This is a genomic window from Streptosporangium nanhuense, from assembly GCF_059358815.1.
The window spans coordinates 131,561-157,374 of sequence record NZ_JCADBG010000003.1 but is presented as its reverse complement, the minus strand read 5'-3'; the positions used below and the strand labels follow the sequence as shown (position 1 = coordinate 157,374).

The window sequence follows — 25,814 nt, the reverse complement described above, 5'->3', positions numbered from 1 at the left end:
GCATGGCTCTATTGCACCCGGAGCCCTGAAGTCGTCACAATCGCGCCCATGCACGGCAACTCAGTGCCGGACTCCTACGTATATGTCACCGAAGAAGGCGTGACCCGTCACTACGCGGACGGCAGCGTCGACGCCCTCGCGTGGGAGGACGTCGTCGAGGTGCGGGTAGTGGGCGACACGGACTCGGACATTCTGTACATACTTCTCGATCGGGCGGGTCAGGGGTGTGTCGTGCCCGACTCGGCGACCGACTCGACCTTCCTCGCCCGTCTCCGGTATCTCCCGGATTTCGACCTCGACAGGCTCGGCGCGGCGGTGGAGTCCGCGCGCGACGATTACGTCGTCGTATGGCGCAGCCCCGAACCGCCTTCGGCTCTGCCGGATTTTGAATACGACTAATTTCCAATTATTTCCAAATACGGCGGTCAAAGTTACACGTTTGGATCGTTCCGTCAAGATGCCATCTCTGCCGTAGTTCGGCCAATAGTGGACAGTGGCCGGTATTCCCCTACTCATTGGTGATCACTAGGATTTCCATGGGTATCCACGCTCCTGATGCATAAGGGAATACTGTCAACCATTAAATGAGATGCGCGGCACCTTATCCGGTCGCGCCCGGGCATCTTGGGTGGGGTGAGGTGGTATGAGAGTGGAGACCGAGGAGCTCGTCGTCGGGCTTCTCAAAGGTCCAGCACGCACTGCCCCAAGCATTTGGACGCGCTCTTATGTCCGTATTCTGCTTGCCGGAGACATCGCGTGTTCCGTGGTCGCCTGTGAGGCCGTTCTGGGCGTCCGTTTGTGGTTCGGCGCCTTTATCCCGGAGACCGAGGCACTGCTCGGGCTGGGCCTCGCCCTGATCTGGCCGCTGGCCCTGGCGTCGGGGGGCGCCTATCGCAAGCGCACGCACGGGGAGGGAACGGATGAATTCCGAGCGGTTTTCAATGGCGCTGCCGGCCTGACGGCGGCGGTCGCGATCGGCGCGTACATCACGCAAACTCCGATCGCCCGCAGCTTTGTCATGGCGATGTTCCCGCTCGCTTTCGCCCTCACCCTCTTCTTCCGCTACCGGATGCGCAAGCGGCTGCACCGCAGGCGTTCGCGCGGCGACTACATGCGCCACATGGTCGCCGTCGGCCACCGGGAGTCGGTGCTCGACCTGGTGATGCAGCTGCGCAGGCAGCCGCATCACGGCATGACCGTCGTCGCGGCGTGCCTGCCCGCGGGGCCCGACCTGGTGGAGGTCGACGGGGTTCCGGTCCTCGGCAACTTCTCCGACGTCCCCACGGTGGTGGCCGAGGTCAACGCCGACGCCGTCGCCGTTCTGGCCTGCCCGGAACTGGACGGCGCGGCGCTGCGCAGGCTCGCCTGGGGGCTGGAGGACGCCCGCACCGACCTGTTCGTGGCGCCCGCCCTCATGGACGTGGCGGGTCCGCGCATCAGCATCAGCCCGGTCGCCGGCATGCCGCTCCTGCACGTCGAGCACCCCGACTTCCGCGGCGCCCGGCGGCTGGCGAAGAGCCTGTTCGACCGGACGGGGGCGGGCCTGGCCCTCCTGGCGCTGGGGGTGCCGATGCTGGTGATCGCCGCGCTGATCCGCGCGACGAGCCCGGGGCCGGCCCTCTTCCGCCAGGTCAGGGTAGGTAAGGGAGGCATGGAGTTCCGCGTCGTGAAATTTCGCACGATGGTGGTCGACGCCGAGCAGCTCAAGATCGACCTGGAGCGGGAGAACGAGTTCGACGGCGTCCTGTTCAAGATTAGGAACGATCCAAGGATCACCCGCGTGGGCGTCTTCCTGCGCCGATACTCCCTCGACGAGCTGCCCCAGCTGCTCAACGTGCTGCGCGGAGAGATGTCCCTCGTCGGCCCGCGCCCGCCGCTGCCCGACGAGGTCAGGCAGTACGGCGCGGACGTGCGCCGCCGCCTGGTCGTGAAACCCGGCATGACCGGCCTGTGGCAGGTCAGCGGGCGCTCGGACCTGACCTGGGAGGAGTCGGTCCGCCTGGACCTCCGCTACGTCGAGAACTGGTCGCTCTTCCTGGACCTGCAGATCCTCTGGAAGACCTGGAGCGCCGTGACCGGCGGAGAAGGGGCCTACTAGTGAAAGCACTCGTGCTCGCCGGAGGATCGGGCACCCGGCTGCGGCCGATCACCCACACCTCCGCCAAGCAACTCGTACCCGTCGCCAACAAGCCCGTCCTCTTCTACGGCCTGGAGGCCATCGCCGCCGCGGGCGTCCGCGAGATCGGGATCGTCGTGGGCGACACGCACGCCGAGATCGAGGCGGCCGTCGGCGACGGCCGCGCGTTCGGCCTGGAGGCCACCTACATCCGCCAGCGGGCGCCGCTGGGCCTGGCCCACGCGGTGCTCGTCGCCCGCGACTACCTCGGTGACGACGACTTCGTCATGTACCTCGGCGACAACTTCATCGTCGGCGGCATCGACGACGTCGTCGAACGCTTCGCCCGCGAGCGGCCCGCCGCCCACATCATGCTCACCAGGGTCGGAGACCCCCGGCAGTTCGGGGTCGCCGAGCTCGACGCCACCGGCCGGGTGGTCGGGCTGGAGGAGAAGCCGCCCGTCCCCAAGAGCGACCTCGCCCTGGTCGGCGTCTACCTGTTCACCGCCGCGATCCACGAGGCGGTGGCCGAGCTCAAGCCCTCGTGGCGGGGAGAGCTGGAGATCACCGACGCCCTCCACTGGCTGATCTCCGACGGGCGGAGGGTCGAGTCCTCCGTCATCTCCGGCTACTGGAAGGACACCGGGAACGTCACCGACATGCTGGAGGTCAACCGGCTGGTGCTGGAGTCCCTGGAGCCCCGGGTGGACGGCCTGGTCGACGACGCCAGCCAGCTGATCGGCCGGGTGGTCGTCGAGCCGGGCGCCGAGATCGAGCGGTCCCGTGTCGTCGGGCCGGCGATCATCGGTTCCGGGGCCCGGATCCGCGACAGCTACATCGGCCCCTTCACCTCGATCGCGGCGGGCTGCGCGGTCGACGGCAGCGAGATCGAGTACTCGATCGTCCTGCCCAGGTCCTCGATCGCCGGGGTCTCGCGGATCGAGGCGTCCCTCATCGGCCACGACGTCGAGGTCACCCCCGCCCCCACCACCCCCAGAGCCCACCGTCTCGTGCTGGGCGATCACAGCAAGGTCCAGATCAGTTCTTGACACCCATCCCGCGGCCGGAGCCGGAGGGTCCCCGTCCGCGCGGACAGGCCTCCCCCGAGGTCTCCCTCAAGCCCTCCCCCAAGGTTTCCCCACGTTCTCTCCCGACCTCTCCCGACGTTTCTCCCGAGCCCGAACCCCGGAGTCTCCACGCTGGAGGTATTCGATGAAAGTCCTGGTCACCGGTGGTTCTGGTTTCATCGGTTCCCACTTCGCCCGCACGGTCGCCGCGAGCGGGGCCGCCGTGACGGTCCTCGACAAGCTCACCTACGCGGGAAACCCCGCCAACCTGGAGGGGACGCCCCACGACTTCGTGCACGGCGACATCTGCGACGGCGAGCTCCTGGCGGGCCTGGTCCCCGGGCACGACCTCGTCGTCAACTTCGCCGCCGAGTCCCACGTCGACCGGTCGATCGACGGTGCCGCCGACTTCGTACGGACCAACGTCCTCGGCACGCAGGCGCTGATGCAGGCCTGCCTGGACGCGGGCACCCCGCGGGTGGTGCAGGTCTCGACCGACGAGGTGTACGGGTCGATCGAGCGGGGGTCCTGGGACGAGAGCGCGCCGCTCAGCCCGCGCTCGCCCTACTCCGCGGCCAAGGCGAGCGGCGACATGGTCGCCCAGGCGTACGCGGTCACCCACGGGCTGCCGGTCTCCATCACGCGCTGCGGCAACAACTACGGTCCCCGCCAGCACCCGGAGAAGCTGATCCCGCGCTTCGTCACCCGCCTCCTGCGGGGGCGCAGGGTCCCGCTCTATGGCGACGGCGGCAACGTCCGCGACTGGGTGCACGTCGACGACCACTGCGCGGGCATCCGCCTCGTCGCCGAGCGCGGCGGGTGCGGCGAGGTCTACCACATCGGCGGTACGGCGGAGCTGAGCAACGTCGAGCTCACCGCCCGCCTCCTCGAGGCCTGCGGCGCCGGATGGGACATGGTCGAGCGCGTCCCCGACCGCAAGGGACACGACCGCCGGTACTCCCTGGACGACTCCCGGCTCCGTGCGCTCGGCTACCGGCCGTCCGTGCCGTTCGAGCGGGGCCTGGCGGAGACGGTCCGCTGGTACGAGGACAACCCCGGCTGGTGGGAGGCGGCCGTGGAGGAGGCGGACGACGGCCCGCCGTGGGGCGGCGCGAGCCCGCCCGGCCTGGGGGTTTCACCCGGTGCACCCGGTTCACCCGGCTCGGTGGGTGGACGGCGGGAAGGGGAGACCGGATGACCCGCTGGATGATCGTCGGTGCCTCCGGCATGCTCGGTACCGAGCTGACGGCCCGCCTGGGCGCCGAGGGGCAGCCCGTCCTCGCGTTCGGCAGACGGGAGCTGGACCTTCGCGACACCGCCGCCGCGCACCGCCTGGTCACGGCCCTCAAACCCGACGTCGTGGTGAACTGCGCCGCGTGGAACGCCGTCGACGAGGCGGAGACGCGGGAGGACGAGGCGCTCGCGGTCAACGGCACCGGGGTGCGCGCGCTCGCCGAGGCGTGCGGCCACGCGGGCGCGCGGCTGGTCCAGCCCTCCAGCGACTACGTCTTCGACGGCACCGCGCTGGACCCCTACCCCGAGGACGCGCGGCCCTGCCCGGCCAACGCGTACGGCAGGACCAAGCTCGCCGGTGAACGCGCCGTGCTGGAGGTGCTGCCGCGCGGCGGCTACGTGGTGCGCACCGCCTGGCTGTACGCCGCGACCGGCCACAACTTCGTCCGCACGATGGCCCGCCTGGAGGGGGGCGGGATGGCTCCCGACGTCGTCGGCGACCAGTTCGGCCAGCCCACCTGGGCCGGGGACCTGGCGGCCAGGATCGTCGACCTGGTCCGGAACGAGGCGCCGCCCGGCGTCTACCACGCCACCAACTCGGGCCACACGAGCTGGTACGGCCTGGCCAGGGAGGTCTTCACGCTGCTCGGCGCCGACCCCGGCCGGGTGACCGAGGTCTCCTCCAAGGACTTCCCGCGCCCCGCGCCCCGGCCCGCGTACAGCGTGCTGGGACACGACGGCTGGCGCGCGGCCGGGCTGCCGCCGATGCGGCACTGGAGAGAGGCGCTGAGGGAGTCCCATGTGCTCGCGGCGGGCTAGGGGTGACGGGCCCGGTCCGCGCCGAGGTGGCGACGCGGGCCGGGGGACGGACCCGGGGAGAGGCCCGGCGCGTGGGCGGCCGCCGGTGGTGCGGGGTGCGGAGGGGGCACTCCGTACCACCGGTGGCAGGCCCGGCGGGCCCGGGTGGCGGGTCACGAGAGAGGCCCGGTGCCAGGTCACGGGAAGGGCCCGGTGTCAGGTCACGGAGACGGCCCGGTGCCAGGTCACGGGGACGGTCCGGTCGGAGAAGCGTCGGAGCGCGTCACGCGGCGAGGGAGCGCATTCATGACAACCTGCAGGCTGTGCGGCTCGACGAGCCTCGCCAGCGTCGTCGACCTCGGGGCGACACCGCCCTGCGAGCGGTTCCTCACCGAGCGGCAGCTGGAGGAGCCCGAGGTCACCTACCCGCTGCACCTGCGGGTCTGCACCTGCTGCTGGCTGGCGCAGATCCCGCCGATGATCACGCCTGAGGAGACCTTCACCGAGTACGCCTACTTCTCCTCGTACTCCACCTCGTGGGTGGAGCACGCGCGGGAGTTCGTGGACGGGGCGGTCGACCGGCTCGGGCTGGGGGCGGAGTCGTTCGTGGTCGAGGTGGCCAGCAACGACGGGTACCTGCTGCGGCACGTCGTCGAGCGGGGCATCCGGTGCCTGGGCATCGAGCCGTCGGAGAACGTCGGCCGGGCGGCCAGGGACGCCGGGGTGACGACCTTCACCGCGTTCCTCGGCCCGGAGACCGGCGCCTCGGTGCGCGTGGAGCACGGGCCCGCCGACCTGGTGGTGGCCAACAACGTCTACGCCCACATCCCGGACGTCGTCGGGTTCACCCGGGGGCTGCGCGCCCTGGTGGCAGACGACGGCTGGGTCTCCGTCGAGGTCCAGCACCTGCTCACCCTGATGGAGCGTAACCAGTACGACACGATCTACCACGAGCACTTCCAGTACTACACGGTCGCCTCCGCCCAGCGCGCCCTGGCCACCGGCGGGCTCGCGCTCGTGGACGTCGAGTCGCTGCCCACGCACGGGGGCTCGATCCGCCTGTGGGCCAGGCCGCTGGAGGCCGTGAGGGAACGCGAGCCGAGCGAGCGGGTGGCCGCGCTGCTCGCCAGGGAGAAGGCCGCCGGCCTGCACGAGCTGTCCGGGTACGCCGAGTTCGGCGAGCGGGTGGCGCGGGTGCGGCGCGACCTGCTGGGCTTCCTGCTCGACGCCGCCCGCGAGGGCAGGACCGTCGCGGGCTACGGGGCGCCGGGCAAGGGCAACACCCTGCTCAACCACTGCGGCATCCGGCCCGACCTGCTCCGCTTCACCGTCGACCGCAACCCGTACAAGCACGGCCGGTTCACCCCCGGCACGCGCGTGCCGATCCTGCCGCCCGAGCGGCTCGCCGAGGAGCGGCCCGACTACGTGCTGGTCCTGCCGTGGAACCTCCGCGAGGAACTCGTCGGCCAGCTGTCCTTCGTGCACGCCTGGGGAGGCCGGCTGGTCTTCCCCATCCCCAACCTGGAGATCGTCGAGGTGAACCCGTGAAGGTCGTCCTCTTCTGCGGCGGATACGGCACCAGGATGCGCACCGGCACCCCCGGCGACGCGCCCAAGCCCATGCAGCTCGTGGGGCCCCGGCCGCTCATCTGGCATGTGATGCGCTACTACGCGCACTTCGGGCACACCGAGTTCATCCTCTGCCTGGGATACGGCGCGCACCACATCAAGGACTTCTTCCTGAACTACCAGGAGACGACGTCCAACGACTTCGTGCTGCGCGGAGGCAGGATCGAGCTGCTGTCCACCGACATCTCCGACTGGTCGATCTCGTTCGTGCAGACCGGGATCGCGTCGCCGATCGGCGAGCGGCTGCGCCGGGTCCGCGACCACCTGGACGGCGAGGAGATGTTCCTGGCCAACTACGCCGACGTGCTCACCGACGCGCCGCTGCCGGAGATCGTGGAGCGCTTCGCCCGGTCGGGCGCGGGCGCGTCCATGATGGTGGTGCCGCCCTCCGACACCTTCCACTGCATCGAGCTGGGGGAGCGCGGCACGGTCGGCGGGATCACGCCGGTCAGCGAGATGCCGCTCTGGGTCAACGGCGGATACTTCGTGCTCCGCCAGGAGATCTTCGACCACATCCCGGTGGGCGGCGACCTGGTCGCGGACGGCTGCGCCGAGCTGGCCAAGCGCGGCAGGCTGCTCGCCTACCCGCACCGGGGCTACTGGCGGCCGACCGACACGGTCAAGGAGCGGGTGGCCCTCGACGAGGCCTACTCGCGCGGCGACCGTCCCTGGGCGCTGTGGGAACGCGAGCACGCGCCTGTCCCCGGACACGCGCCGGTGCTCGGCCAGGCGCCCGGTCAGGTGCTCGTACAGGCGCCCGGGTACGAGCCCGCGGCGGCGCTCGGGGGAGGGCCCTCGGCGGTGACGGTCACATGATCCGGTTCCGGCCGGCCAGGACGGGCCGGATCGCGCTGCTCGCCGCGCACTGCGACGACCTCGCCATCGGGGCGGGCGGCAGCCTGCTCACCCTGTGCTCCGCGCGCCCCGGCGTCCAGGTGGACGCCCTGGTGCTCTCCGGCGGCGGGACCGAGCGGGAGGACGAGGAGCGCGCGGCGCTGGCCGCCTTCTGTCCCGGCGCCGACCTGCGGCTCACCGTGCTCAAGCTGCCCGACGGGCGGCTGCCCGCGCACTGGGAGGAGGCCAAGGACGCGGTCGAGGAGTTGCGGGCGCGCACCGACCCGGACCTGCTGTTCGCGCCGAACCCCGCCGACGCCCACCAGGACCACCGGGGCCTGGCCCGGCTGGTGCCCACGGCCTTCCGCGACCACCAGGTGCTCGGCTACGAGATCGCCAAGTGGGACGGCGACCTCGGGCGGCCCTCGGCCTACCAGCCGCTCACACCCGAGGTGGCCGAGGCGAAGGTGAGGCTGCTGCACCGCCACTACCCCTCCCAGCGCCACCGCTCCTGGTACGACCGCGAGGCGTTCCTGGGGCTGGCCCGCATCCGCGGGATCGAGTGCCACGCCCGCTACGCCGAGGGGTTCCACGTCAACAAGCTGACCTTCGATCTGGCTGGAGGCTGAACCGGATGCGCGTGCTGCTTACCGGGCACCAGGGCTATCTGGGGAGTGTGATGGCCCCGGTGCTCGCCGCCGCGGGCCACGAGGTGACCGGGCTCGACTCCGGGCTCTTCGCCGGACGCGTGCTGGGCCCCGTGCCCGACGACCCGCCCGGATACGCCGTCGACCTGCGGGACGTCACCCCCGGGCTCCTGGCGGGGGTGGACGCGGTGGTGCACCTCGCCGCGCTGTCCAACGACCCGCTGGGCGCGCTGGCGCCCGAGCTGACCTACGACATCAACCACCGCGCCGCGGTGCGGCTGGCCCGGCTGGCCAGGGACGCGGGCGTGCGCCGGTTCCTGTACGCCTCCACCTGCTCCGTCTACGGCGCCTCCGGCTCGGACCTGGTCGACGAGGACGCCCCGCTGCGCCCGGTCACCCCGTACGCCGACTCCAAGGTCCGGGTGGAGAACGACCTCGTCAAGCTGGCCGACGGCGACTTCAGCCCGGTGTTCCTGCGCAACGCCACCGCGTTCGGGTTCTCGCCCAGGCTGCGCGCGGACATCGTGCTGAACAACCTCGTCGGGCACGCGCTCCTGTCCGGGGAGGTCAGGGTGCTGTCCGACGGCACCCCGTGGCGCCCGCTGGTGCACGCCACCGACATCGCGAACGCCTTCGCCATGGCGCTGGCCGCCCCGCGCGATGCGATCCACGCCAGGGCGTTCAACGTCGGCACCGAGGAGAACAACGTGACGGTGGCGGAGATCGCCGCCGAGGTCGCCGAGGCGGTGCCCGGCTCCCGGGTCGTGATCACCGGCGAGACCGGGGCCGACCCGCGCTCCTACCGGGTCGACTTCTCCCGGATCAGGGACGCGCTCCCCGGCTACCGGGCGCTGTGGACGGTCAAGGCGGGCGCGGTCGAGCTGGCCGAGGCCTACGGGCGGTTCGGCCTGACCGAGGACGGCTTCCAGCGGCACTTCACCAGGCTGGCGTGGCTGTCGGCCCGTCGCGACGCCGGGACCGTCGACGGGGCGCTGCGGCCACGCGGGGTGGTGAACGGTGACGGGTGACAGCGGCGGCGCCGGTGACACGGGCGGCGGGGCATCGGGGGCGCCGGGTGCGGCGAGCGGGGACGCGACGCCGGGAGCGGTGAGCGGCGAGGGGCGCGAGATGCGGGACCTCGTGGAGCGGCTCTACCCGCTCTGCAGGAGCATCACCGGCGACGGCGTGCGCCGCACCCTGGAGATCATCGGTGAGTCCCTCCGCCTGCAGGTCCGCGAGGTGCCGACGGGGACCCAGGTCCTCGACTGGACGGTGCCCAGGGAGTGGAACATCCGCGACGCCTACGTCAAGGACGCCTCGGGGGACAGGGTCGTCGACTTCGCCGCGTCGAACCTGCACGTGGTCGGCTACAGCGTCCCGGTGTCGGCCACCATGACCCTGGACGAGCTGCGCGGGCACCTGCACACGCTTCCCGAGCAGCCCGCCCTGATCCCGTACCGCACGAGCTACTACGCGGAGACCTGGGGCTTCTGCCTGGCCCACGACACCCTGGAGGGGCTCGGGGACGGGCCGTACGAGGTCATGATCGACTCCACGCTCGCCGACGGGCACCTGACCTACGGCGAGCACGTGGTGCCCGGCAGGGTCGCCGAGGAGGTGCTCGTCTCCTGCCACGTGTGCCATCCCTCGCTGGCCAACGACAACCTGGCGGGCGTCGCGGTGGCGGTCCGGCTCGCGCGGCGGCTGGCCGGGGCCGACCCGTGGTACACCTACCGCTTCCTGTTCGCGCCGGGCACCATCGGCGCGATCACCTGGCTGGCGCGCAACCGGGAGCGTGCCGGGCGGATCAAACACGGCCTGGTGCTGGCCTGCGCGGGAGACCGCGGCCCGCTGACGTACAAGCGCAGCAGGCGGGGCGACGCCGAGATCGACAGGGCCGTGCGGCACGTCCTGCGGAGTTCGGGGCGCGCTCACACGGTCGTGGACTTCTCCCCGTACGGCTACGACGAGCGGCAGTTCTGCTCGCCCGGCTTCGACCTGCCCGTCGGCTCGCTCACCAGGACCCCGTACGCGGGCTATCCGGAGTACCACACCTCCGCCGACGACCCGGGCTTCGTCTCCGACGAGGCGATGGCCGACACCCTGGAGACCTGCTGGGAGGTCACCCGGGTGCTGGAGGACAACCGCGCCTACCTGAACCTCAGCCCGTACGGGGAACCGCAGCTGGGCAGGCGGGGCCTGTACGGGTCGCTGGGCGGGCGCAGCGACACGAAGGAGGCCCAGATGGCGATGTTGTGGGTGCTGAACCTCTCCGACGGGAGGCACAGCCTCCTGGACATCGCGGAACGGTCCGATCTTCCCTTCGGTGCCGTGGCGGAGGCGGCACGGGCCCTTCGCGGTTCGGGACTTCTCAAGGAGTGTTCGCTTTGACATCCTCCACCCGCCTGAAGACGGGGGATTCCAACAGCAACTACCTCACGAGGAGGAGGTCGTGTTGAGGTTCACGGTTCGCCGGCTCCGGCACCCCGAAGCCTCCCCGCGCAGCCACCGCATGCCCTGCGGCGGTATCACGAACGTTCTTCGCCGCGTTGACGTCTGCGTTGGCCTGATGCCCGCAAGCCACGCACAGGAAGAGAGCTTGGCTCTCGCGGCTCTCCCTGGCGAGGTGCTCGCAGGCGTTGCAGGTCTGCGACGTGTAACGCGGGTTGATCTTCTGGACGCGGGCCGGGGCTTTGTGCTCCAGCCGGGCCACAAGCTGACCCCACCCGTTAGCGAGGATGCCCCGGTTCAGGCCCGCTTTCTGGCGGACGTTCTTCCCAGGCGCTTCGAAGGTGCCCTTGGCGGACCGGGTCATGTTGCTGATCTTCAGGTCCTCAACCGCGATGACGTCGAACCGGCGCGCCAGATCGGTGCTGGTCTTCTCAATCCAGTCCTTACGGCTGTCGCTCTCTCGGGCCTTCAGCCGGGCGATCGCAGCCTTGACCTTGCCCCGCCGGTTCGACCCGCGCTTAGCCTTCGCGAGCTTCCTCTGCAACCTGAGCAGCCGCTTCCGCTCGGTGTCTCGCAGGGCGGGGGCGTTCAGCAGCTCACCCGTGGACAGCGCCGCCGACACGCTCACGCCCCGGTCCACGCCAACGACTTCACCAGTGCCCGGTGCCGGAACGGGTTCGGGGATCGCGGCGAACGCCACATGCCAACGACCCGCCCGGTCCCGGGTGACCCGGTAGGACTTCACACTGTCGGGGACGGACCGCGACCAGCGAAACCGCACCCACCCCACCTTGGGGACCCTCACCTCGCCGACGCGGCGCGACACGCGGCGCACGTCACCGGGTTTGACCGCGACGATCCGGAACCCCTCGCCCTGCCCGCGTTTACGCCACGTCGGACGGCGGTGGGTTTTGCCGAAGAAGTTCGCCATCGCCTGGGTGAAATCCTTGAGGGCTTGCTGCTGAACGATGATCGACCCGCTACGCAGCCACTCGAACTCCGCGCGAGCCTCGGTGAGCTGGCGGCACTGTTCAGCGAACCCGGGCGCGGACTTGATGCCGAGACGCCAGTGGGCGTGCTGCTCGACGGCGAGGTTCCACACGAACCGGGCGTGGCCGCAGTGCTCCAGCAGTGCCGCCTCTTGGGCAGGCGAAGGCTGAAGCCGGAAGCGGGACATGCCGATCAACCTACCGAAGCCCACCGACAAAACCCGGAGACCAAAGTGACCGATCGTTCCGCGTTTCCTCCCCGCCCCGCAGGACGGGGCATCCACGCTGGAGGTATTCGGTGACGGGTTCCCGTTCCCGGGTGGGCGAGGCGCTCGGCCTCCGGGTCGGCGAGACGGTGGAGGTGCTCAGCGAGGCCGAGATCATGGCCACGCTGGACGGGCGGGGGGAGCTGGACGAGCTGCCCTTCATGCCGGAGATGCTGGCCTTCTGCGGGCGGCGGCTCACGGTGCACAAGGTGGCGCACAAGCTCTGCGACACGATCAGCGGCAGCGGCATGCGGCGGATGGAGCGTGCCGTCCACCTGACCGGGGCCCGCTGCGACGGGCAGGCGCACGGCGGCTGCCAGACGGCCTGCCAGTTCTACTGGAAGGAGTCCTGGCTCAAGCGGGTGGACCCGGACTCCCCCGCTCCTCCCGCCATGCTCGCCGGTCTCGCGGCGGGCCGGCCGCTGCTGCCGATCCTGCAGGCCGCCACCAGGAAGGAGCCCGGCCCCGACGGGGAGGAGCGCTTCTCCTGCCAGGCGACCGAGCTGCTGCGCGCCGCGCCCACCTGCCTGCCGCTCAAGGACGTCGGGCAGTACGTCGCCGACGTGCGCACCGGGAACGTGGGCGTGACCTGGATGCTGCGCTCGTTCCTCGTCGGGCTGTTCAACCGCTTCCAGCAGGCGAGCAAGCGCGTCCTGCCCAGGCGGCTGTGGATCAGGGGCGGGATGCGCTGGGGGTTCGTCAGGGGCGAGGCCGGGCCCACCACCCCGACGCTCACCCTGGACCTGAGGCCGGGAGAGCTCGTCAGGGTCAAGTCCAAGGAGGAGATCCTCAAGACGCTCAACGACGGCCTGCTCAACCGCGGCATGGGGTTCGAGGAGGAGATGTCGCGCTACTGCGGCCACGTCGCGCGGGTGAGCGCCCGCGTCGAGAGGTGCCTGGACGAGAAGACCGGCCGGATGCTGCGGATGAAGAACCCCTGCATCGTCCTGGAGGGCGTCGTCTGCGCGGGCGCGTACAACGTCAGCTGCCCGCGCGAGTTCGTGCCGTTCTGGCGGGAGATCTGGCTCGAACGCGTCGAGGAGTCCAGTTGAGCGGGTCGTCCGACGGGACAGGCGGCGAGACCGGCGGGGCCGGTGGGGCCGACACAGCCGGTGGAGCCTCGGCCGGTGAGCAGGTCGGGACGATCGGCAGGAAGGCCGGTCGCGGGCTGCGCTGGAGCCTCCTGGGCAACCTGGGCACGAAGGCGACCACCTTCGTCATGGGACTGGTGCTCGCCAGGCTGCTCGTGCCGGAGGACTTCGGCCTCTACGCCATCGCGCTCGCCGCGACCACCTTCGTCATGCACGTCAACGACGTCGGCATCATCGCCGCCACCGTGCAGTGGCGGGGCCGGGTCGAGGACATGGCGCCGACGGCGACGGTCATGGCGGTGGCGTTCAGCACCGGGATGTACGGGATCTTCTGGGTGGTGGCCCCGTACTTCGCGGAGCTGGCCGGCAGCGCGGAGGCCACCCCGGTGGTCCGGCTGCTCACCGCGGTCATCCTCATCGACGGGATCACCGCCGTGCGGGCCGGCTCGCTGATGCGCGGGTTCGGGCACGACAGGCTGACCAAGGCCAACATCGCGGGCTCGCTGGTCAACGCCGGGGTGGCCGTCACCCTCGCCGCGAACGGCGCGGGCGCCTACAGCTTCGCCGTCGGGCAGGTGGCGGCCAACACGGTCACCGGCGCGCTGGTGTTCGCCTGGGCCGGGCTGCCGTTCCGCCTCGGCTTCGACCGGGAGGTGGCGGTCAGGCTCCTGCGGTTCGGGGCGCCGCTGGCCCTGGGGCTGGGCATCGAGGCGGTGCTGATGAACGCCGACTACGTCATCGTCGGCGCCGTGCTCGGCCCCGTCGCCCTCGGCTTCTACCTGCTGGCGTTCAACGTCTCCAGCTGGGTGCCCAGCGTGATCGGCACCGCCCTGCGGTACGTCACCGTGCCCAGCTTCTCGCGGCTGGCCGAGCAGCGGCCCCAGGCGCTGTCGCTGGGGGTGCAGCGCTCGGTGCCGTTGCTGGTCGCGTTCGTCCTGCCGGTCGCCGTGGTGACGGCCACGCTGGCCCCGGCGATCGTGGCGTTCCTGTACGGCGAGAAGTGGGCTCCGGCGGCCGGGGTGCTGGCGCTGCTGGCGGTCCTGATGGTCGTGCGGATGCTCACCTCCCTCGCCTTCGACATCCTCACCTCGGCGGGCGCCACCAGGGCCACCGTGTGGATGAACCTCGGCTGGGCCGTGGTGCTGGTGCCCGCGTTGTGGGCGGGCACGCACTGGTACGGCATCCGGGGCGCGGCGGCCGGGCACGCGCTGGCCGGTGTCCTGGTCGCCCTGCCGATGGCGGCCCTGGCGCTGAGCCGCGCGGGGGTGCGCCTGGCACCCGTCCTGCCCGCCCTCGTACGCCCGCTGCTGGGCGCCGCGGTCGCGGCGGCCGTCACGGTGACGCTCGCCGGTCTGACGAGCGGGCCGGTGAGCGGGGTGGCGGGCGGGGTGGCGGGTGAGATGACCGCCGGTTCCGCGCTCGTCCAGCTCTGCGTGGCCGGTGGCGGGGGACTGCTCGCGTACCTCCTGGTCGTCGTGCCCGCGGCGCGGCTCAAACGACTCAAACGGCTCGGCGCGCGGGCGGTCCCCGCCCGCTGACCACGGCTCCGCGAAACCCGCAAAACCTACGAGACCCACGAGATCGACGAGAGTTACGAGAGGAGAGACCGGATGGATGACTCCGACACCCTGGTGTCCATCGTGCTTCCCGTACGCAACGGGGCGGGGCGGATCGAGGGCGCGATCCGTTCGGTGCTCGGCCAGGACCACGAGCGCCTCCAGCTGGTGATCTCCGACAACGCGTCCACGGACGGCACCGAGGAGATCTGCCGCGACCTGGCCGCGACCGACCACCGGATCGTCTACCGCAGGCACCCGGAGAACGTCGGCCTGTTCGACAACTTCGTCCGTACGACCGAGCTGGTCGCGGGCACGTTCTTCCGCTGGGTCGGCGACGACGACCGGCTGGAGCCCGCGTGCGTCTCCCGGTCCCTCCGGGCGTTCGCGGAGGACGACCGGCTCGTCCTGGTCACCACGCAGGTCGCCTACACCGGCCCCGACGGTACCGTCACCACCGCCCCGCTCGACGGCTCCGGGCTGGCCTCGGACGACCCGGTCGAGCGGTTCGCCGAGATGCTGCGGCTGCTCAACGAGAGCCACCTGCTCGTCGACCCGCTGTACGGCACGCTGCGGCGCGACCCGCTGGCGGCGATCCCCCGGCGCAACATGCTGCGCGAGGACGAGGTGTTCGCGGCGAAGCTCGCGCTGGCCGGACCGTGGGGGCACGTCCCCGAGGTCCTCGCCCACCGCAACTGGAAGCACGACACCCTGCCGGCGATCGCCCGCCGCCTCGACGTGCCCCCCTGGCGGGCCCGCTGCTCCACCCTCCTGCAGTGCGCGGAACTGTTCCGCTGGCTGAGGGAGGCCGACCTCACCGCCGACCAGCGCCACCGTGCCCGTACGGCCGTCCTCGGCATGTACGCGCGCCGCCACCGGCTCACCGCGGCCCGCCGGGGCCGCAGGCTCGCGCTGCTCGCCTCGGGGCTCGTCCCGGGCGGGCGGTGAGAGACGTCCCCTCCGTCCCGGTGATCTCAGACCAGACCAGTGATTCCAGAAAGGAGAACCCCGTGACCACCGTCTTCTCCAACAGCGTGGTGGACGACGACACGCGCAGGGAGCAGCTCTACCAAGGGCAGGTCTTCGTCTACTCGGCGACGCCCGCCTCCGCCCTGCTGGCGGCCTTCGCCAGGGAGCTGATCGCCGAGGCGTTCGGCGAGCGCGACCCGGAGACCGCCCAGTTCGACATGCCGGTCGAGGAGTTCGCCGGCCTGCTCGCCGGGCTCAAGCCCCGGTTCATCCATCACCCGCGGTGCAAGGAGCTGCTGCCCGCGGTGCTGAGGGAGCTGGGCTGCGACCTGGACCGCACCTACTTCGACGTGCCCCGGCTGCGTACCTCCACCTCCCACGACTACCTCACCTCCGGCATCTCCTACGCCTTCCACCCCCATCGCGACTGCTGGTACTCGGCCCCGTTCAACCAGCTCAACTGGTGGATCCCCGTCTACGAGGTGGTCCCGGAGAACGTGATGGCCTTCCATCCCCAGTATTTCGGCAGCCCGGTGCGCAACGGCAGCGCCCGCTACGACTACGCGGAGTGGAACAGGACCAGCCGCCTCACCGCGGCCCAGCACGTGCGCGGCGACACCAGGGACCAGCCCCGTCCCGAGGAGGCCGTCGTGCTCGACCCGCAGGTGCGGGTGGTGCCGGAACCGGGGGGCGTCATGGTGTTCTCCGGCGCCCAGCTGCACTCCACGGTGCCCAACACCTCGGGCAGGACCCGCTTCAGCATCGACTTCCGCACGGTGCACATCGACGACGTACGCGCCCGTCGCGGCGCCCGCAACGTGGACGCGGAGTGCACCGGCACCACCCTGCGCGACTTCGTCCGCTCCTCGGACCTCGACCCGATGCCGGAGGAGCTGGCGCTGGAGTACGAGGCGGAGGCCCTGACCAGGGTCGGGTGAGCGGCGGGAACCCGGCCGCCGCCACACCGCGGTGACGCCGCGACGTCCATGGTGACGGCCGTGGTGGCACCCGTAGTGACGTCCGCAGTGACGTAGTGACAAGGAGTCCGTGTGCCGCGACCAATACGCATCGTGTCCTGGGCGTGCGGCGCGCCCGGGAGAGCGGGGACGACGTAGTGGAGTTCTGGAAGACCATCCTCGACCTCGCCAGAAGGAAGCGGGTCGGGTTTCCGCTGGCCGGCCTGGCGATCCTCGCCGCCGTGGTCGTCTTCTCCCTGGTGCCCCCGCGCTACGTGTCGAGCGCCTCCATGGTGCTGACCACGCCCCCCGCCGGAGGGACGACGGACCCGGCCAAGCCGCCGGGGCGGACCAACCCGCTGCTGCAGTTCAGCGACGGCCTCAGGACCACGGCCGGCATCCTCATCCTGTCCATGAACACCGAGGCGGTCGCGACGGAACTGGGCATCGTGAAGGACGGTCCCGTCACGGTCACGATCAACGACGGGCGCACCAACCCCAACATGCTGGGCATCCTCATGAACGGCCCGTTCGTGTACGTGGAGGTGGAGAGCGACTCCGCCGAGGTCACCCGTACCGTCATGGCCAGGACCCAGTTCCGGCTCAGGACCGAGCTGGTCCGCAGGCAGGAGGTGCTCGGCGCGCCCCGCTCCACCTTCATCGGGTTCGTCGAGGTGGTGCCGCCCGCCTATCCCGCGATGGACCGGAGCGGTACGTGGCAGGCCGCGGGCGGGGCGGCGTTCGCGGTCGTCCTGCTCGGCCTCGGCACGGTGTACGCCGTGGAGCGCCGGAGGGTGTTCCGGCGGAGGAGGGCCGATGGCGGGCGGCCCGGTGGGCCCCGCCCGCTCACGGACGCCCCCTCGGCCCCGGCCCCGCTCCCGGCCCCGTCCGACCGGTCCGACGAGGCGCGTCCCGGTGACCTTGCGGGAGCGGACCGGGAGGACGGGAGCGGCGGGGAGGGCGGGGAGCCCACAGCCGACGACGGCGACGACGGCGGCAAGGGCGCCGGGGACGCCGGGGGCGGCAGGAGCCGCGGAGGCAGGGGAGGACGTGGCGGCCGTGGCGGTCGTGGCGGTCGTGGCGGTCGTGGCGGCCGTGACGGCAAGGACGCCCCCGAGCCGCCGGTCACGGTGTATCCGGCGGAGGCGATGTCCCCGGCGCCCTCGGCGACACCCGGACGAGGACGACAGACAGACGGCGACACGTAGACGGCGACACACAGGCGGCGACACACAGGCGGCGACAAGCGGACAGCGACCACAAGACGACAACGACAACGACGGCGACACCGACACCGACACCGACACCGACAACAACGACGGCAAGCAGGCGACCGCGACAGCAGACGAGAGGAAACGCGTGGACTTCTGGGGGACCGTACTCATCGTGTTACGGCGCTGGTATGTCGCCCTGCCGGCGTTCCTGCTGTCCATCGGCGCCGCGCTGGGTGTCTACGCGTCGATCCCCACGCTCTACGTCTCGAACGCGGTGCTCGTGCTGACCATCCCGCCCACCGGGGGAAGCCTGCCGAGCGACCCCGAGCGTCCCAACGGGCTGACCAACCCCCTGCTGAACTTCGACTGGGGCCTGAGCATGTCCGCCTCGATCCTCATCCAGGTGATCAGCGCGCCGGAGACGGCGGAGTCGCTCGGCGTGCGGCCCGAGGGCGACACCACCTTCACGGCCACCAACGGCAGCACCAATCCGGAGGCGCTGGACGGCGGGCCGTTCGTGTACATCGAGGGGACGAGCATGTCGCCGGAGGGGGCGCGGGACATCGTGACGCGGGTCAGGGACCGCGCGAGGACCGAGCTGGCCGGTCGCCAGAGGCAGCTCGACGCGCCCCTGGCGACCTACATCACGATGGACGAGATGGTCCCGCCGACGGAGCCGCAGCCCCAGACCGGAGGGAAGACGCGCGGGGCCGCCGCCGCGCTGCTCCTCGGGGTGCTCGCCAGTCTCGCCGCGGTGTTCTCCCTGGAGAGCTTCCTGGACGCCCGGAGGCGGAGACGCGGGACGCCCCTGGCGGCGTCCGGGCTGCCCGTCGCACCCTCCCTCCTGAGGAGGTGAGGGTTCCCGTGGCCCGTACGCTCTCGGCTCCCACCCGGGCACCGGCTCCCGTGCCGGTCGCCTCGCTCGACCGCCCCGGCCTCCGCAGCGCCGACGGGGCCACCCTGGCCGCCGCGTTCGTGGTGGTCCTGATGCTGTCCCCGGCGCGGCTGGTCTTCCGCGGCCTGCCCTTCTCGCTCACGCCCGCCGACGCGGTCGGCCTCTTCGCCGCGCTGTGGTGGTTCTGCGCGCAGCTCACCACCACGCTCGGCGCGGCCAAGGGCTCCAACCCGGTACGCACCTCGCTGTTCGTGTACACCACGGCGATGCTGATCACCTACGGGTACGCCAGCGCCGCCTACCTCCCGCCCGACGAGCTCGACATGGCCGACCACAGCATCGTCCTCGTCGTGGCGACGGTGGGCATCGGTCTCGGGGCGTGCGACGGCATCCGGGGCCGGGAGCGGCTGGACTTCGTCCTGAGGTGTCTCGTGATCGCCGGCGCGGCCGTCGGGGTCATCGCGGCGCTCCAGTTCGTGCTCGAATTCGACCTGACGAAGTACCTGGCCTTTCCCGGGTTCCGGTTCACCTCGGAGCTTCCGGCGATCCTCGAACGCAACACCCTGCGCCGGGTCGCGGCCACCACCGGACACCCCATCGAGCTCGGCGTCGTCTGCGCGATGCTCACCCCTCTCGCGCTGCACTACGCGTTCGGCGCCCGCGACCGGGGCGAGCCCTCCCTGCGCTGGTGGGCCTGCTGCGCGCTGATCGGTGTCGGGCTGATGTTCTCCGTGTCGCGGTCGGCGGTCCTGGGACTCGCCGTCGTCAGCGTGGTGCTGGTCGCCGGGTGGCCCGCGCGCAGGAGGCTGTGGGCGGCGATCGGCGGCGCGGGCTTCCTGGTGGGGATGAAGGTGGCGGTGCCCGGCCTGATGAGCGTCTTCCTGGGGCTGTTCACCAGCCTGTCCAGCGATTCGAGCATCCAGTACAGGACCCATGACTACGCGGTGGCGGCCACCGAGATCGGGAACCACTTCTGGGTCGGCAGGGGACTGGGCACCTGGTACGCGCCCAAGCACCTGATCTTCGACAACCAGTACATCCTGTCGCTGGTGGAGACCGGGGTCATCGGCCTGGCCGCCTTCTCCGGGATCTTCCTGACCGGCATCTGGGCGGCGTTGCGCGTCCGCCGCCTCAGCTCCGACCCCGCCGTACGGGACCTGGGGCTGACCCTGGCCGCGTGCCTGGTCGTCCCCCTGGTCGGGGCGGCCACGTTCGACCTGCGCTCGTTCGCGACCGTGACGGGCCTGTCATTCCTGATCATCGGAGCCGCCGGCTCGCTGCTGCGCGCCACCCGGCAGCCGAGGGCTCAGACCGTCCGGCCGCCGGGGAGACCCGGCGGGGAGTCCAGGGAGTCCGCGGATGAGACCGACGAGGAGCCCGGCGAGAAGGCCGTCGAGACCGCCGGGAAGGTCACCCGACCAGCCGGGCGCGCAGATCCGCCCAGGAGCCCGCGGCCAGGTCCCGATCGCTGATCGCGGTGACCGGCAACGGCCACCGGATGCCGAGCTCGGGGTCGTCGTAGCGGACGGCGAGGTCCTCGGCCGGATCGTGCTCCCGGTCGATCCGGTAGCAGACGTCGGCCTGATCGGTCAGTGCCTGATAGCCGTGCAACAAGCCAGGAGGAACGTAGAGGTGAACGAACGTCTCATCGTCGAGAACCACCGACATCTGGCGGCCGAAGGTCGGCGAGCCCGGCCGGGCGTCGACGAGCACGTCGTGCACGGCCCCGCGGGCGCACCGGACGAGCTTGGCCTCCCCTCTGCCGCCCCGGCCGTGCAGGGCCCTGATCGTCCCCAGCCGGGACCGGGACTGGCTGTCCTGGACGAACGCCTCGGGCCGCAGCCCGTGGGCGGCGGCGAGCGCCGCGTCGAAGGTTCGGGTGAACAGCCCGCGGTCGTCCCTGTGCTGGGTGGGGACGAAGAGCAGGACATCGTCGATCTCGGCGCGTTCGACTCTCATGAGCCCATCTTTCCCACTCCCGACCCTCCCGGCGACGAAGAAGCCGGAAACGGCAGGGAGCGGAGTACGGAGCCCCCCGGCCGCGCGGAAGCGGAAAACGGGACGGAGCCTTCCGGCCGTACGGGAGACGGAAACGGGACGGAGTCCTCCGGCCGTACGGGAGACGGAAACGGGACGGAGTCCTCCGGCCGTACGAGAGACGGAAACGGGACGGAGCCCCCCGGCCGCGCGGGAGCGGGAAACGGCACTGAGTCTTCCGGCCGCGCGGAAGAGGGGAACGGTGCCGGACCGCGTACCCCGGAGAACGTCCCTCCCGCGGGCCGGTCGCACCTGTCGGTGGTGCGCCCGGCGACACCCGAGGGGCCAGGGGCGGGATTCGCGCGCGTCCGGGTCGGGGCCGTCGAGGTCATGGCGATCAGCGAGGCGGAGCTTCTCGACCACGTGGCGGACGAGTGGCGGCGGGGGCGCGGCGGCGCGATCGTCACCGCGAACGTCGACATCGTCCGCGCCGCCACCCGTGACCCCGCCCTGGCGGACCTCGTCACCCGCTCCGAGATCGTGGTCGCCGACGGCATGCCGGTGGTGTGGGCGTCGAGGCTCGCCGGGCCGGCGGTCCCCCGCGGGATCAGCAGGATCACCGGTGCCTCGCTCGTGCACTCCCTGACCCGGCGGGCCGCGCGCGAGAACCGCTCGGTCTACCTGCTCGGAGGGGAGCCCGGCGTGCCGGAGGACGCGGCGCGGACCCTCACCGGAGGCGGCCCGGGACTGCGCGTGGTGGGCACCTGCTCGCCCCCCTTCGGGTTCGAGAGCACGCCCGACGGGGTGCGTGAGGTGGTCGAGGCGGTGGTCGCCGCCGCCCCCGACCTCGTCCTCGTCGGGCTGGGCTTCCCCAAGCAGGAACGGGTCATCGAGGCCCTCAGGGCGGAGCTGCCCGATGCCTGGTACCTCGGCTGCGGAGCCGGGATCCCCATGGCGGCAGGGCGGTTCAGCCGCGCCCCGGAACCGGTCCAGCGGGCGGGGGCGGAGTGGCTGTACCGGCTCGCCCTGGAACCGCGCCGCCTGGCCCGCCGCTACCTGCGCGACGACGCGCCGTTCGCGATCGCCCTCCTCGCGGGCGCCCTGCGCACCCGCCTGACATCAAGGCGCCGCACATGACCGCCGACCTCGCGCCCGAGGCGCTTCGTGCGACCGCCGATCCCGCGCCCGAGGCGCTTCGTGCGACCGCCGATCCCGCGCCCGAGGCGCTTCGTGCGACCGCCGATCCCGCGCCCGAGGCGCTTCGTGCGACCGCCGATCCCGCGCCCGAGGCGCTTCGTGCGACCGCCGATCCCGCGCCCGAGGCGCTTCGTGCGACCACCGGTCCCGCGCCCGAGGCGCCTCAGTCCTCTCTCACGAGAAACGGCTCCGACATGGCTGTTCCCGAGTGGCCTCCGCTGGCCATAGTGATCGTCACGTATTCGAGCGGCAAGGTCGTCGAGGGCTGCCTGCGCTCGCTCGACGCGGCGCTGGCCGGTGCCGGTCCGGCGCGGGTCGTGGTGGTGGACAACGCCTCGGCCGACGACACCGTCGAGCGGGTGCGCGAGGTCGCGCCCGAGGCCGAGGTGATCCAGACCGGGCGCAACGCCGGTTTCGCCGCCGGAGTGAACGCGGGCATCGCCGCCGCGGACGGCTGCGACGTACTGGTGCTGAACCCCGACATCCGGCTCGCGCCCGGTTCGGTGCTCCTGCTCCGGCGGGCGCTCGCCCTGCCGGGAACCGGGATCGCCGCCCCCCGCCTCACGGGTGAGACGGGAACGCTGCACCTCTCCCTGCGCAGGCGTCCCACCGTGCCGAGAGCGCTCGGGGAGGCGCTGCTGGGCGGGCACAGGGCCGGGCGGGTTCCGGCGCTCGGCGAGCTGGTCGTGGACCCGGCCGCCTACGACAGCCCGCAGGTGGCCGACTGGGTGGCCGGTGCGGCCTGGATGATCTCCCGCGCGTGCCTGGACGCCCTGGACCCCCTCGACGAGCGCTACTTCCTGTACTCGGAGGAGACCGAGTACATGCTCAGGGCGGGGGAGGCGGGGTTCGCCGTCCGGTACGAGCCCCGTGCCGTGGCCGTTCATCTCGGTGGCGAGCAGTCCACGTCGAGCCGGCTGTGGGCGCTGTCGTCGGCCAACCGGGTCCGGATGCACCGGGAGCGCCACGGCCGCTCGCGCGCGGAGCTGATGCGGCTGGCCGTCGGGCTCAACGAGCTGGTCCGCGCGGTCGCCAGGGGCGGGGCGGGCGGGCGGCGGCACCGGGCCGCCCTGCGCCAGCTGGTCCCCCTGCGCGAGTGGCCGCTCCTGCCCGACGAGGAGGGAACCTCCCCGGCCCACGGGACTCGTATGAACGAGGTCCGTGGGCCGGCGGAGAACCCCATCCCCACGACGGCCGCTCCCGCCCAGGAGGCAGCGGCCTCCCCCGGCTATGTCTGCTTCTCGGCGCAGGACTGGTGGTACCACAACCGGGCGCACTCGGACTTCCAGCTCATGCGCTCGGTCGCCGCCCACAGGAAGGTCCTCGTGGTCAACAGCATCGGGATGCGCATGCCGATGCCGGGCAGGTCCACGCAGGTGCTGCGGCGCGTCGGGCGCAAGCTGCGCAGCGTCGCGATGCTCGTCAGGAGACCGCTGCGGGAGCTGCCCGGCTTCTACGTGATGTCCCCGCTCCCGCTGCCCTTCTACGGGTCGCCGCTGGCCAGGCGGGTGAACGCGCTGCTGGTCCGGGCCCAGGTGCTGGCCGTCTCGCGGGCACTCGGGCTGCGCCATCCCGTGATCATGGTGACCATCCCCACCGCCTGGGACGTGGTACGGCCGATGCGCAGGCGCGCGCTGGTGTTCAACCGCTCCGACCGGCACTCGTCGTTCCCCGAGTCCGACCGGCCGACCATCGAGGCGCTGGAACGCGGCCTGCTGGAGCGCTCCGACCACGTGGTCTACGTCAGCACCGCGCTGATGGGCGAGGAGAGCGGCATGACCGGGGACCGCGCGCACTTCCTCGACCACGGCGTGGACACCGACCACTTCCGGCGGCGCCCGGAGAGCGAGCAGCCCGCCGACCTCCGCGCGATCCCCGGGCCGAGGGTGGGCTTCTTCGGCGCGCTGGACGACTATCTCGTCGACTTCGACCTTCTCGAACGGATCGCCGTCGAGATCCCCGGCGTCTCGCTGGTCCTCATCGGCGACGCGACCGTCCCGATGGAACGGCTCACCCGCCATCCGAACGTCCACTGGCTCGGATTCCGGCCGTACGAGCAGATCCCCGCGTACGGATCGGGGTTCGACGTCGCGATCATGCCGTGGCTGGACAACCCGTGGATCAGGCACTCGAACCCGATCAAGCTCAAGGAGTATCTCGCGCTGGGCCTCCCGGTGGTCAGCACCGACTTCCAGGAGCTCGCGAACTACGCCGATCGCGTGCGGATCGCCACCGACGGCGACCTCTTCCTCGACGCCGTTCGTGCGACGTTGCGCGACGGTGGCCTGCAGCCCGCGGACACCATACGGGGATCCGTGCTCGGTGCCTCCTGGTCGTCGCGTGCCGCGCAGCTGATGGCGCTCGCCGAGCTGTCACCGGGTCCGCGATGAGGAGGACGGGACCATGAACTCCGAAGACCACGGACGAACGACAGACCACGGACGAACGACAGACCATGAGCGGACGACAGCCCGGGAGCGGACGACGGAACGCCGGACCAGGCGGTCGCTGCCGATGCTGGTCGGGGCGGGAGCCGTCTCGGTGTCGGTGGCGGTGCTCGGGCTCTCCTGGATCGACGTACCCGGCGACCAGGACCGGGGCCCGCTCGCCGGAGCGCCGGCCGGCGCGTGGTCGGCCGCGGGCCCTCCCGCGACGGCCGCGCGGGTGCCGTGGGAGGGCGGCCCCGCCTACTACGGGCGGTTCGCCGCGCCCGCGGCGGCGGGCTGGACGAACCCGTCGTTCTTCCCGGTGGGCGTCTGGTTCGAGTCCGTGATCACCCAGGCCGACGCGGACAAGGACCGGGCCGCCGGGATCAACACCTACGTGGAGCTGACCGAGACCAGCGACATGACGCTGGTGCGGAAGAACGGCATGTCGGCGCTGACGAGCGCCCCGCTGCCCGGCCACGGCGGGGAGACGGTGGGCTGGCTGCTCAACGACGAGGTCGACATGTGGGCGAAGGCCGGGGACGCGGGGTGGACCGGCAACCACCCCGGCGAGGGCCCCCTGTGCGTCCCCGAGGACAAGGGATGCGGTTTCACCGTGCTGCGCACCCGCAAGGAAAAGGTGCCGAAGGGCGACGGCAGGATGCACTACGCCAACTACGGCAAGGGCGTGATGATGTGGGAGCGGGACACGGACGCCGCCACGTTCGTCAACCGCTTCACCGACGTCGTCTCGTCCGACATCTACTGGTACACCAGCGCGAGCGTCTGCCTGGACGGGCAGAACTTCCTGTCCCTGCCGACCTCCCGGTGCCGCAGGGCCGCCAACTACGGCGCCGTCCTCGACCGCCAGCGCGAGCTGGACGCGCTGGACGGCCGCCGCCAGCCGATCTACGGCTTCGTCGAGGTCGGCTGGCCCGCCGAGAACGACACCCGGGCCATCCAGCCGCAGCAGGTGACGGGCGCGGTCATGAGCTCGCTGATCCACGAGGCCCGGGGCATCATCTACTTCAACCACAACTTCGGCGGGCCCTGCCACTCCCAGCACGTGCTGCGCGAGGAGTGCGGGCGGAAGGTCAGGCCCGCGGTGGCCGAGGTCAACCGGCGCATCCGGCAACTGGCCCCCGTACTGAACACCCAGTCGTACGCGCACCGCTTCGGCACCGGCCTCGACACCATGCTGAAACACCATCAGGGCTCGTCCTACGTCTTCGCGATGGCCGGCGCGAACACGTCCCCCGGCAGGCGCACGTTCACCCTGCCGCGCGGAACGCGGGCGACGCGCGCCGAGGTCCTCTTCGAGAACCGGACGATCCCCGTCGACGCCCAGGGCAGGTTCACCGACACCTTCGCCGCCGAGTACTCCCACCACATCTACCGGATCACTCCCTGACGTCCCCGAGGCGAACTCCCCCGCTCGGACAGCGGACGATCTGGGCTCTCCGCGTGACACGGGCGGGCTCGGCCGTGCACCGAGCTCGCCCGC

General features: G+C 71.6%; 22 protein-coding genes. 20 read left to right on the top strand and 2 right to left on the bottom strand.

Annotated features, from left to right (window positions below; genetic code table 11):
- Nucleotides 1-48 precede the first annotated feature (48 nt).
- The 10 genes from AC5L38_RS08540 (at nucleotide 49) to AC5L38_RS08495 (ending at nucleotide 10,714) form a co-directional block, all read left to right on the top strand.
- A complete protein-coding gene (locus AC5L38_RS08540; protein ID WP_495242205.1) occupies nucleotides 49-399 on the top strand; it encodes a hypothetical protein in 351 nt (116 codons plus the stop codon).
- A 244-nt stretch (nucleotides 400-643) separates the two neighbouring features.
- Nucleotides 644-2,098 (top strand): sugar transferase, encoded by a 1,455-nt coding sequence (locus AC5L38_RS08535; RefSeq protein ID WP_495242204.1) that lies wholly within the window; start codon nucleotides 644-646, stop codon nucleotides 2,096-2,098.
- On the top strand, nucleotides 2,098-3,165 hold the full coding sequence (locus AC5L38_RS08530) for a glucose-1-phosphate thymidylyltransferase (protein WP_495242203.1): 1,068 nt from the start codon (nucleotides 2,098-2,100) through the stop codon (nucleotides 3,163-3,165). Before AC5L38_RS08535 ends, AC5L38_RS08530 begins: the two co-directional genes overlap by 1 nt.
- A 163-nt stretch (nucleotides 3,166-3,328) precedes the next feature.
- Nucleotides 3,329-4,381, top strand: coding sequence for a dTDP-glucose 4,6-dehydratase (gene rfbB, locus AC5L38_RS08525; RefSeq protein ID WP_495242202.1), 1,053 nt, complete (start codon nucleotides 3,329-3,331; stop codon nucleotides 4,379-4,381).
- Nucleotides 4,378-5,235: a dTDP-4-dehydrorhamnose reductase gene (gene rfbD / locus AC5L38_RS08520; RefSeq protein WP_495242201.1), complete on the top strand. Its 858-nt coding sequence runs from the start codon at nucleotides 4,378-4,380 to the stop codon at nucleotides 5,233-5,235. Before rfbB ends, rfbD begins: the two co-directional genes overlap by 4 nt.
- 285 nt (nucleotides 5,236-5,520) lie before the next feature.
- Nucleotides 5,521-6,762, top strand: a complete 1,242-nt coding sequence (locus AC5L38_RS08515; RefSeq protein WP_495242200.1) for a class I SAM-dependent methyltransferase — start codon at nucleotides 5,521-5,523, stop codon at nucleotides 6,760-6,762.
- On the top strand, nucleotides 6,759-7,658 hold the full coding sequence (locus AC5L38_RS08510) for a sugar phosphate nucleotidyltransferase (RefSeq protein ID WP_495242199.1): 900 nt from the start codon (nucleotides 6,759-6,761) through the stop codon (nucleotides 7,656-7,658). The genes AC5L38_RS08515 and AC5L38_RS08510 overlap by 4 nt, the downstream gene beginning before the upstream one ends.
- Nucleotides 7,655-8,305 carry a PIG-L deacetylase family protein gene (locus AC5L38_RS08505; protein ID WP_495242198.1) on the top strand — a complete coding sequence of 217 codons (651 nt, stop codon included), beginning with the start codon at nucleotides 7,655-7,657 and terminating at the stop codon, nucleotides 8,303-8,305. Before AC5L38_RS08510 ends, AC5L38_RS08505 begins: the two co-directional genes overlap by 4 nt.
- 5 nt (nucleotides 8,306-8,310) lie before the next feature.
- The gene (locus AC5L38_RS08500) at nucleotides 8,311-9,351 is read left to right on the top strand and encodes an NAD-dependent epimerase/dehydratase family protein (RefSeq protein WP_495242197.1); all 1,041 of its coding nucleotides are present in this window, start codon (nucleotides 8,311-8,313) and stop codon (nucleotides 9,349-9,351) included.
- A complete protein-coding gene (locus AC5L38_RS08495) occupies nucleotides 9,341-10,714 on the top strand; it encodes a DUF4910 domain-containing protein (RefSeq protein WP_495242196.1) in 1,374 nt (457 codons plus the stop codon). Before AC5L38_RS08500 ends, AC5L38_RS08495 begins: the two co-directional genes overlap by 11 nt.
- A gap of 40 nt (nucleotides 10,715-10,754) precedes the next feature.
- Here AC5L38_RS08495 and AC5L38_RS08490 read toward each other — a convergent pair whose 3' ends face one another.
- Entirely contained in the window at nucleotides 10,755-11,951 is a 1,197-nt protein-coding gene (locus AC5L38_RS08490) for an RNA-guided endonuclease InsQ/TnpB family protein (protein ID WP_495242195.1), read from the bottom strand.
- Between the two features lie 110 nt (nucleotides 11,952-12,061).
- On the opposite strand from AC5L38_RS08490, the gene AC5L38_RS08485 reads away from it, so the two are divergent.
- The 7 genes from AC5L38_RS08485 to AC5L38_RS08455 all read left to right on the top strand — a co-directional run bounded on the left by AC5L38_RS08485 (nucleotide 12,062) and on the right by AC5L38_RS08455 (nucleotide 20,182).
- On the top strand, nucleotides 12,062-13,081 hold the full coding sequence (locus AC5L38_RS08485) for a hypothetical protein (RefSeq protein WP_495242194.1): 1,020 nt from the start codon (nucleotides 12,062-12,064) through the stop codon (nucleotides 13,079-13,081).
- The gene (locus AC5L38_RS08480) at nucleotides 13,078-14,658 is read left to right on the top strand and encodes a lipopolysaccharide biosynthesis protein (protein WP_495242193.1); all 1,581 of its coding nucleotides are present in this window, start codon (nucleotides 13,078-13,080) and stop codon (nucleotides 14,656-14,658) included. Before AC5L38_RS08485 ends, AC5L38_RS08480 begins: the two co-directional genes overlap by 4 nt.
- A 72-nt stretch (nucleotides 14,659-14,730) precedes the next feature.
- Nucleotides 14,731-15,624, top strand: coding sequence for a glycosyltransferase family 2 protein (locus AC5L38_RS08475; RefSeq protein WP_495242192.1), 894 nt, complete (start codon nucleotides 14,731-14,733; stop codon nucleotides 15,622-15,624).
- A gap of 62 nt (nucleotides 15,625-15,686) precedes the next feature.
- Nucleotides 15,687-16,583, top strand: coding sequence for a phytanoyl-CoA dioxygenase family protein (locus AC5L38_RS08470; protein WP_495242191.1), 897 nt, complete (start codon nucleotides 15,687-15,689; stop codon nucleotides 16,581-16,583).
- A 143-nt stretch (nucleotides 16,584-16,726) separates the two neighbouring features.
- Entirely contained in the window at nucleotides 16,727-17,809 is a 1,083-nt protein-coding gene (locus tag AC5L38_RS08465) for a hypothetical protein (RefSeq protein ID WP_495242190.1), read from the top strand.
- A gap of 151 nt (nucleotides 17,810-17,960) precedes the next feature.
- Nucleotides 17,961-18,671 (top strand): hypothetical protein, encoded by a 711-nt coding sequence (locus tag AC5L38_RS08460; protein WP_495242189.1) that lies wholly within the window; start codon nucleotides 17,961-17,963, stop codon nucleotides 18,669-18,671.
- 8 nt (nucleotides 18,672-18,679) lie between these two features.
- Nucleotides 18,680-20,182 (top strand): O-antigen ligase family protein, encoded by a 1,503-nt coding sequence (locus AC5L38_RS08455; protein WP_495242188.1) that lies wholly within the window; start codon nucleotides 18,680-18,682, stop codon nucleotides 20,180-20,182.
- On the opposite strand, the gene AC5L38_RS08450 is transcribed toward AC5L38_RS08455, so the two are convergent.
- Entirely contained in the window at nucleotides 20,121-20,669 is a 549-nt protein-coding gene (locus AC5L38_RS08450; RefSeq protein ID WP_495242187.1) for a dTDP-4-dehydrorhamnose 3,5-epimerase family protein, read from the bottom strand. The genes AC5L38_RS08455 and AC5L38_RS08450 overlap by 62 nt on opposite strands.
- A 336-nt stretch (nucleotides 20,670-21,005) precedes the next feature.
- Here AC5L38_RS08450 and AC5L38_RS08445 point away from each other — a divergent pair, with 336 nt between their 5' ends.
- From AC5L38_RS08445 to AC5L38_RS08435, 3 genes are all read left to right on the top strand, one after another.
- Nucleotides 21,006-21,824, top strand: a complete 819-nt coding sequence (locus tag AC5L38_RS08445; protein WP_495242186.1) for a WecB/TagA/CpsF family glycosyltransferase — start codon at nucleotides 21,006-21,008, stop codon at nucleotides 21,822-21,824.
- Nucleotides 21,821-24,274 carry a glycosyltransferase gene (locus tag AC5L38_RS08440; RefSeq protein WP_495242185.1) on the top strand — a complete coding sequence of 818 codons (2,454 nt, stop codon included), beginning with the start codon at nucleotides 21,821-21,823 and terminating at the stop codon, nucleotides 24,272-24,274. Before AC5L38_RS08445 ends, AC5L38_RS08440 begins: the two co-directional genes overlap by 4 nt.
- Before the next feature lie 124 nt (nucleotides 24,275-24,398).
- A complete protein-coding gene (locus AC5L38_RS08435) occupies nucleotides 24,399-25,721 on the top strand; it encodes a hypothetical protein (protein ID WP_495242184.1) in 1,323 nt (440 codons plus the stop codon).
- Nucleotides 25,722-25,814 lie beyond the last annotated feature (93 nt).

Bases quoted from the DNA above. Each gene is read 5' to 3' on its own strand.
- AC5L38_RS08540 (WP_495242205.1), top strand. From the start codon at position 49: ATGCACGGCAACTCAGTGCCGGACTCCTACGTATATGTCACCGAAGAA.
- AC5L38_RS08535 (WP_495242204.1), top strand. From the start codon at position 644: ATGAGAGTGGAGACCGAGGAGCTCGTCGTCGGGCTTCTCAAAGGTCCA.
- rfbB (WP_495242202.1), top strand. From the start codon at position 3,329: ATGAAAGTCCTGGTCACCGGTGGTTCTGGTTTCATCGGTTCCCACTTC.
- rfbD (WP_495242201.1), top strand. From the start codon at position 4,378: ATGACCCGCTGGATGATCGTCGGTGCCTCCGGCATGCTCGGTACCGAG.
- AC5L38_RS08515 (WP_495242200.1), top strand. From the start codon at position 5,521: ATGACAACCTGCAGGCTGTGCGGCTCGACGAGCCTCGCCAGCGTCGTC.
- AC5L38_RS08505 (WP_495242198.1), top strand. From the start codon at position 7,655: ATGATCCGGTTCCGGCCGGCCAGGACGGGCCGGATCGCGCTGCTCGCC.
- AC5L38_RS08500 (WP_495242197.1), top strand. From the start codon at position 8,311: ATGCGCGTGCTGCTTACCGGGCACCAGGGCTATCTGGGGAGTGTGATG.
- AC5L38_RS08490 (WP_495242195.1), bottom strand. From the start codon at position 11,951: ATGTCCCGCTTCCGGCTTCAGCCTTCGCCTGCCCAAGAGGCGGCACTG.
- AC5L38_RS08475 (WP_495242192.1), top strand. From the start codon at position 14,731: ATGGATGACTCCGACACCCTGGTGTCCATCGTGCTTCCCGTACGCAAC.
- AC5L38_RS08450 (WP_495242187.1), bottom strand. From the start codon at position 20,669: ATGAGAGTCGAACGCGCCGAGATCGACGATGTCCTGCTCTTCGTCCCC.
- AC5L38_RS08440 (WP_495242185.1), top strand. From the start codon at position 21,821: ATGACCGCCGACCTCGCGCCCGAGGCGCTTCGTGCGACCGCCGATCCC.
- AC5L38_RS08435 (WP_495242184.1), top strand. From the start codon at position 24,399: ATGCTGGTCGGGGCGGGAGCCGTCTCGGTGTCGGTGGCGGTGCTCGGG.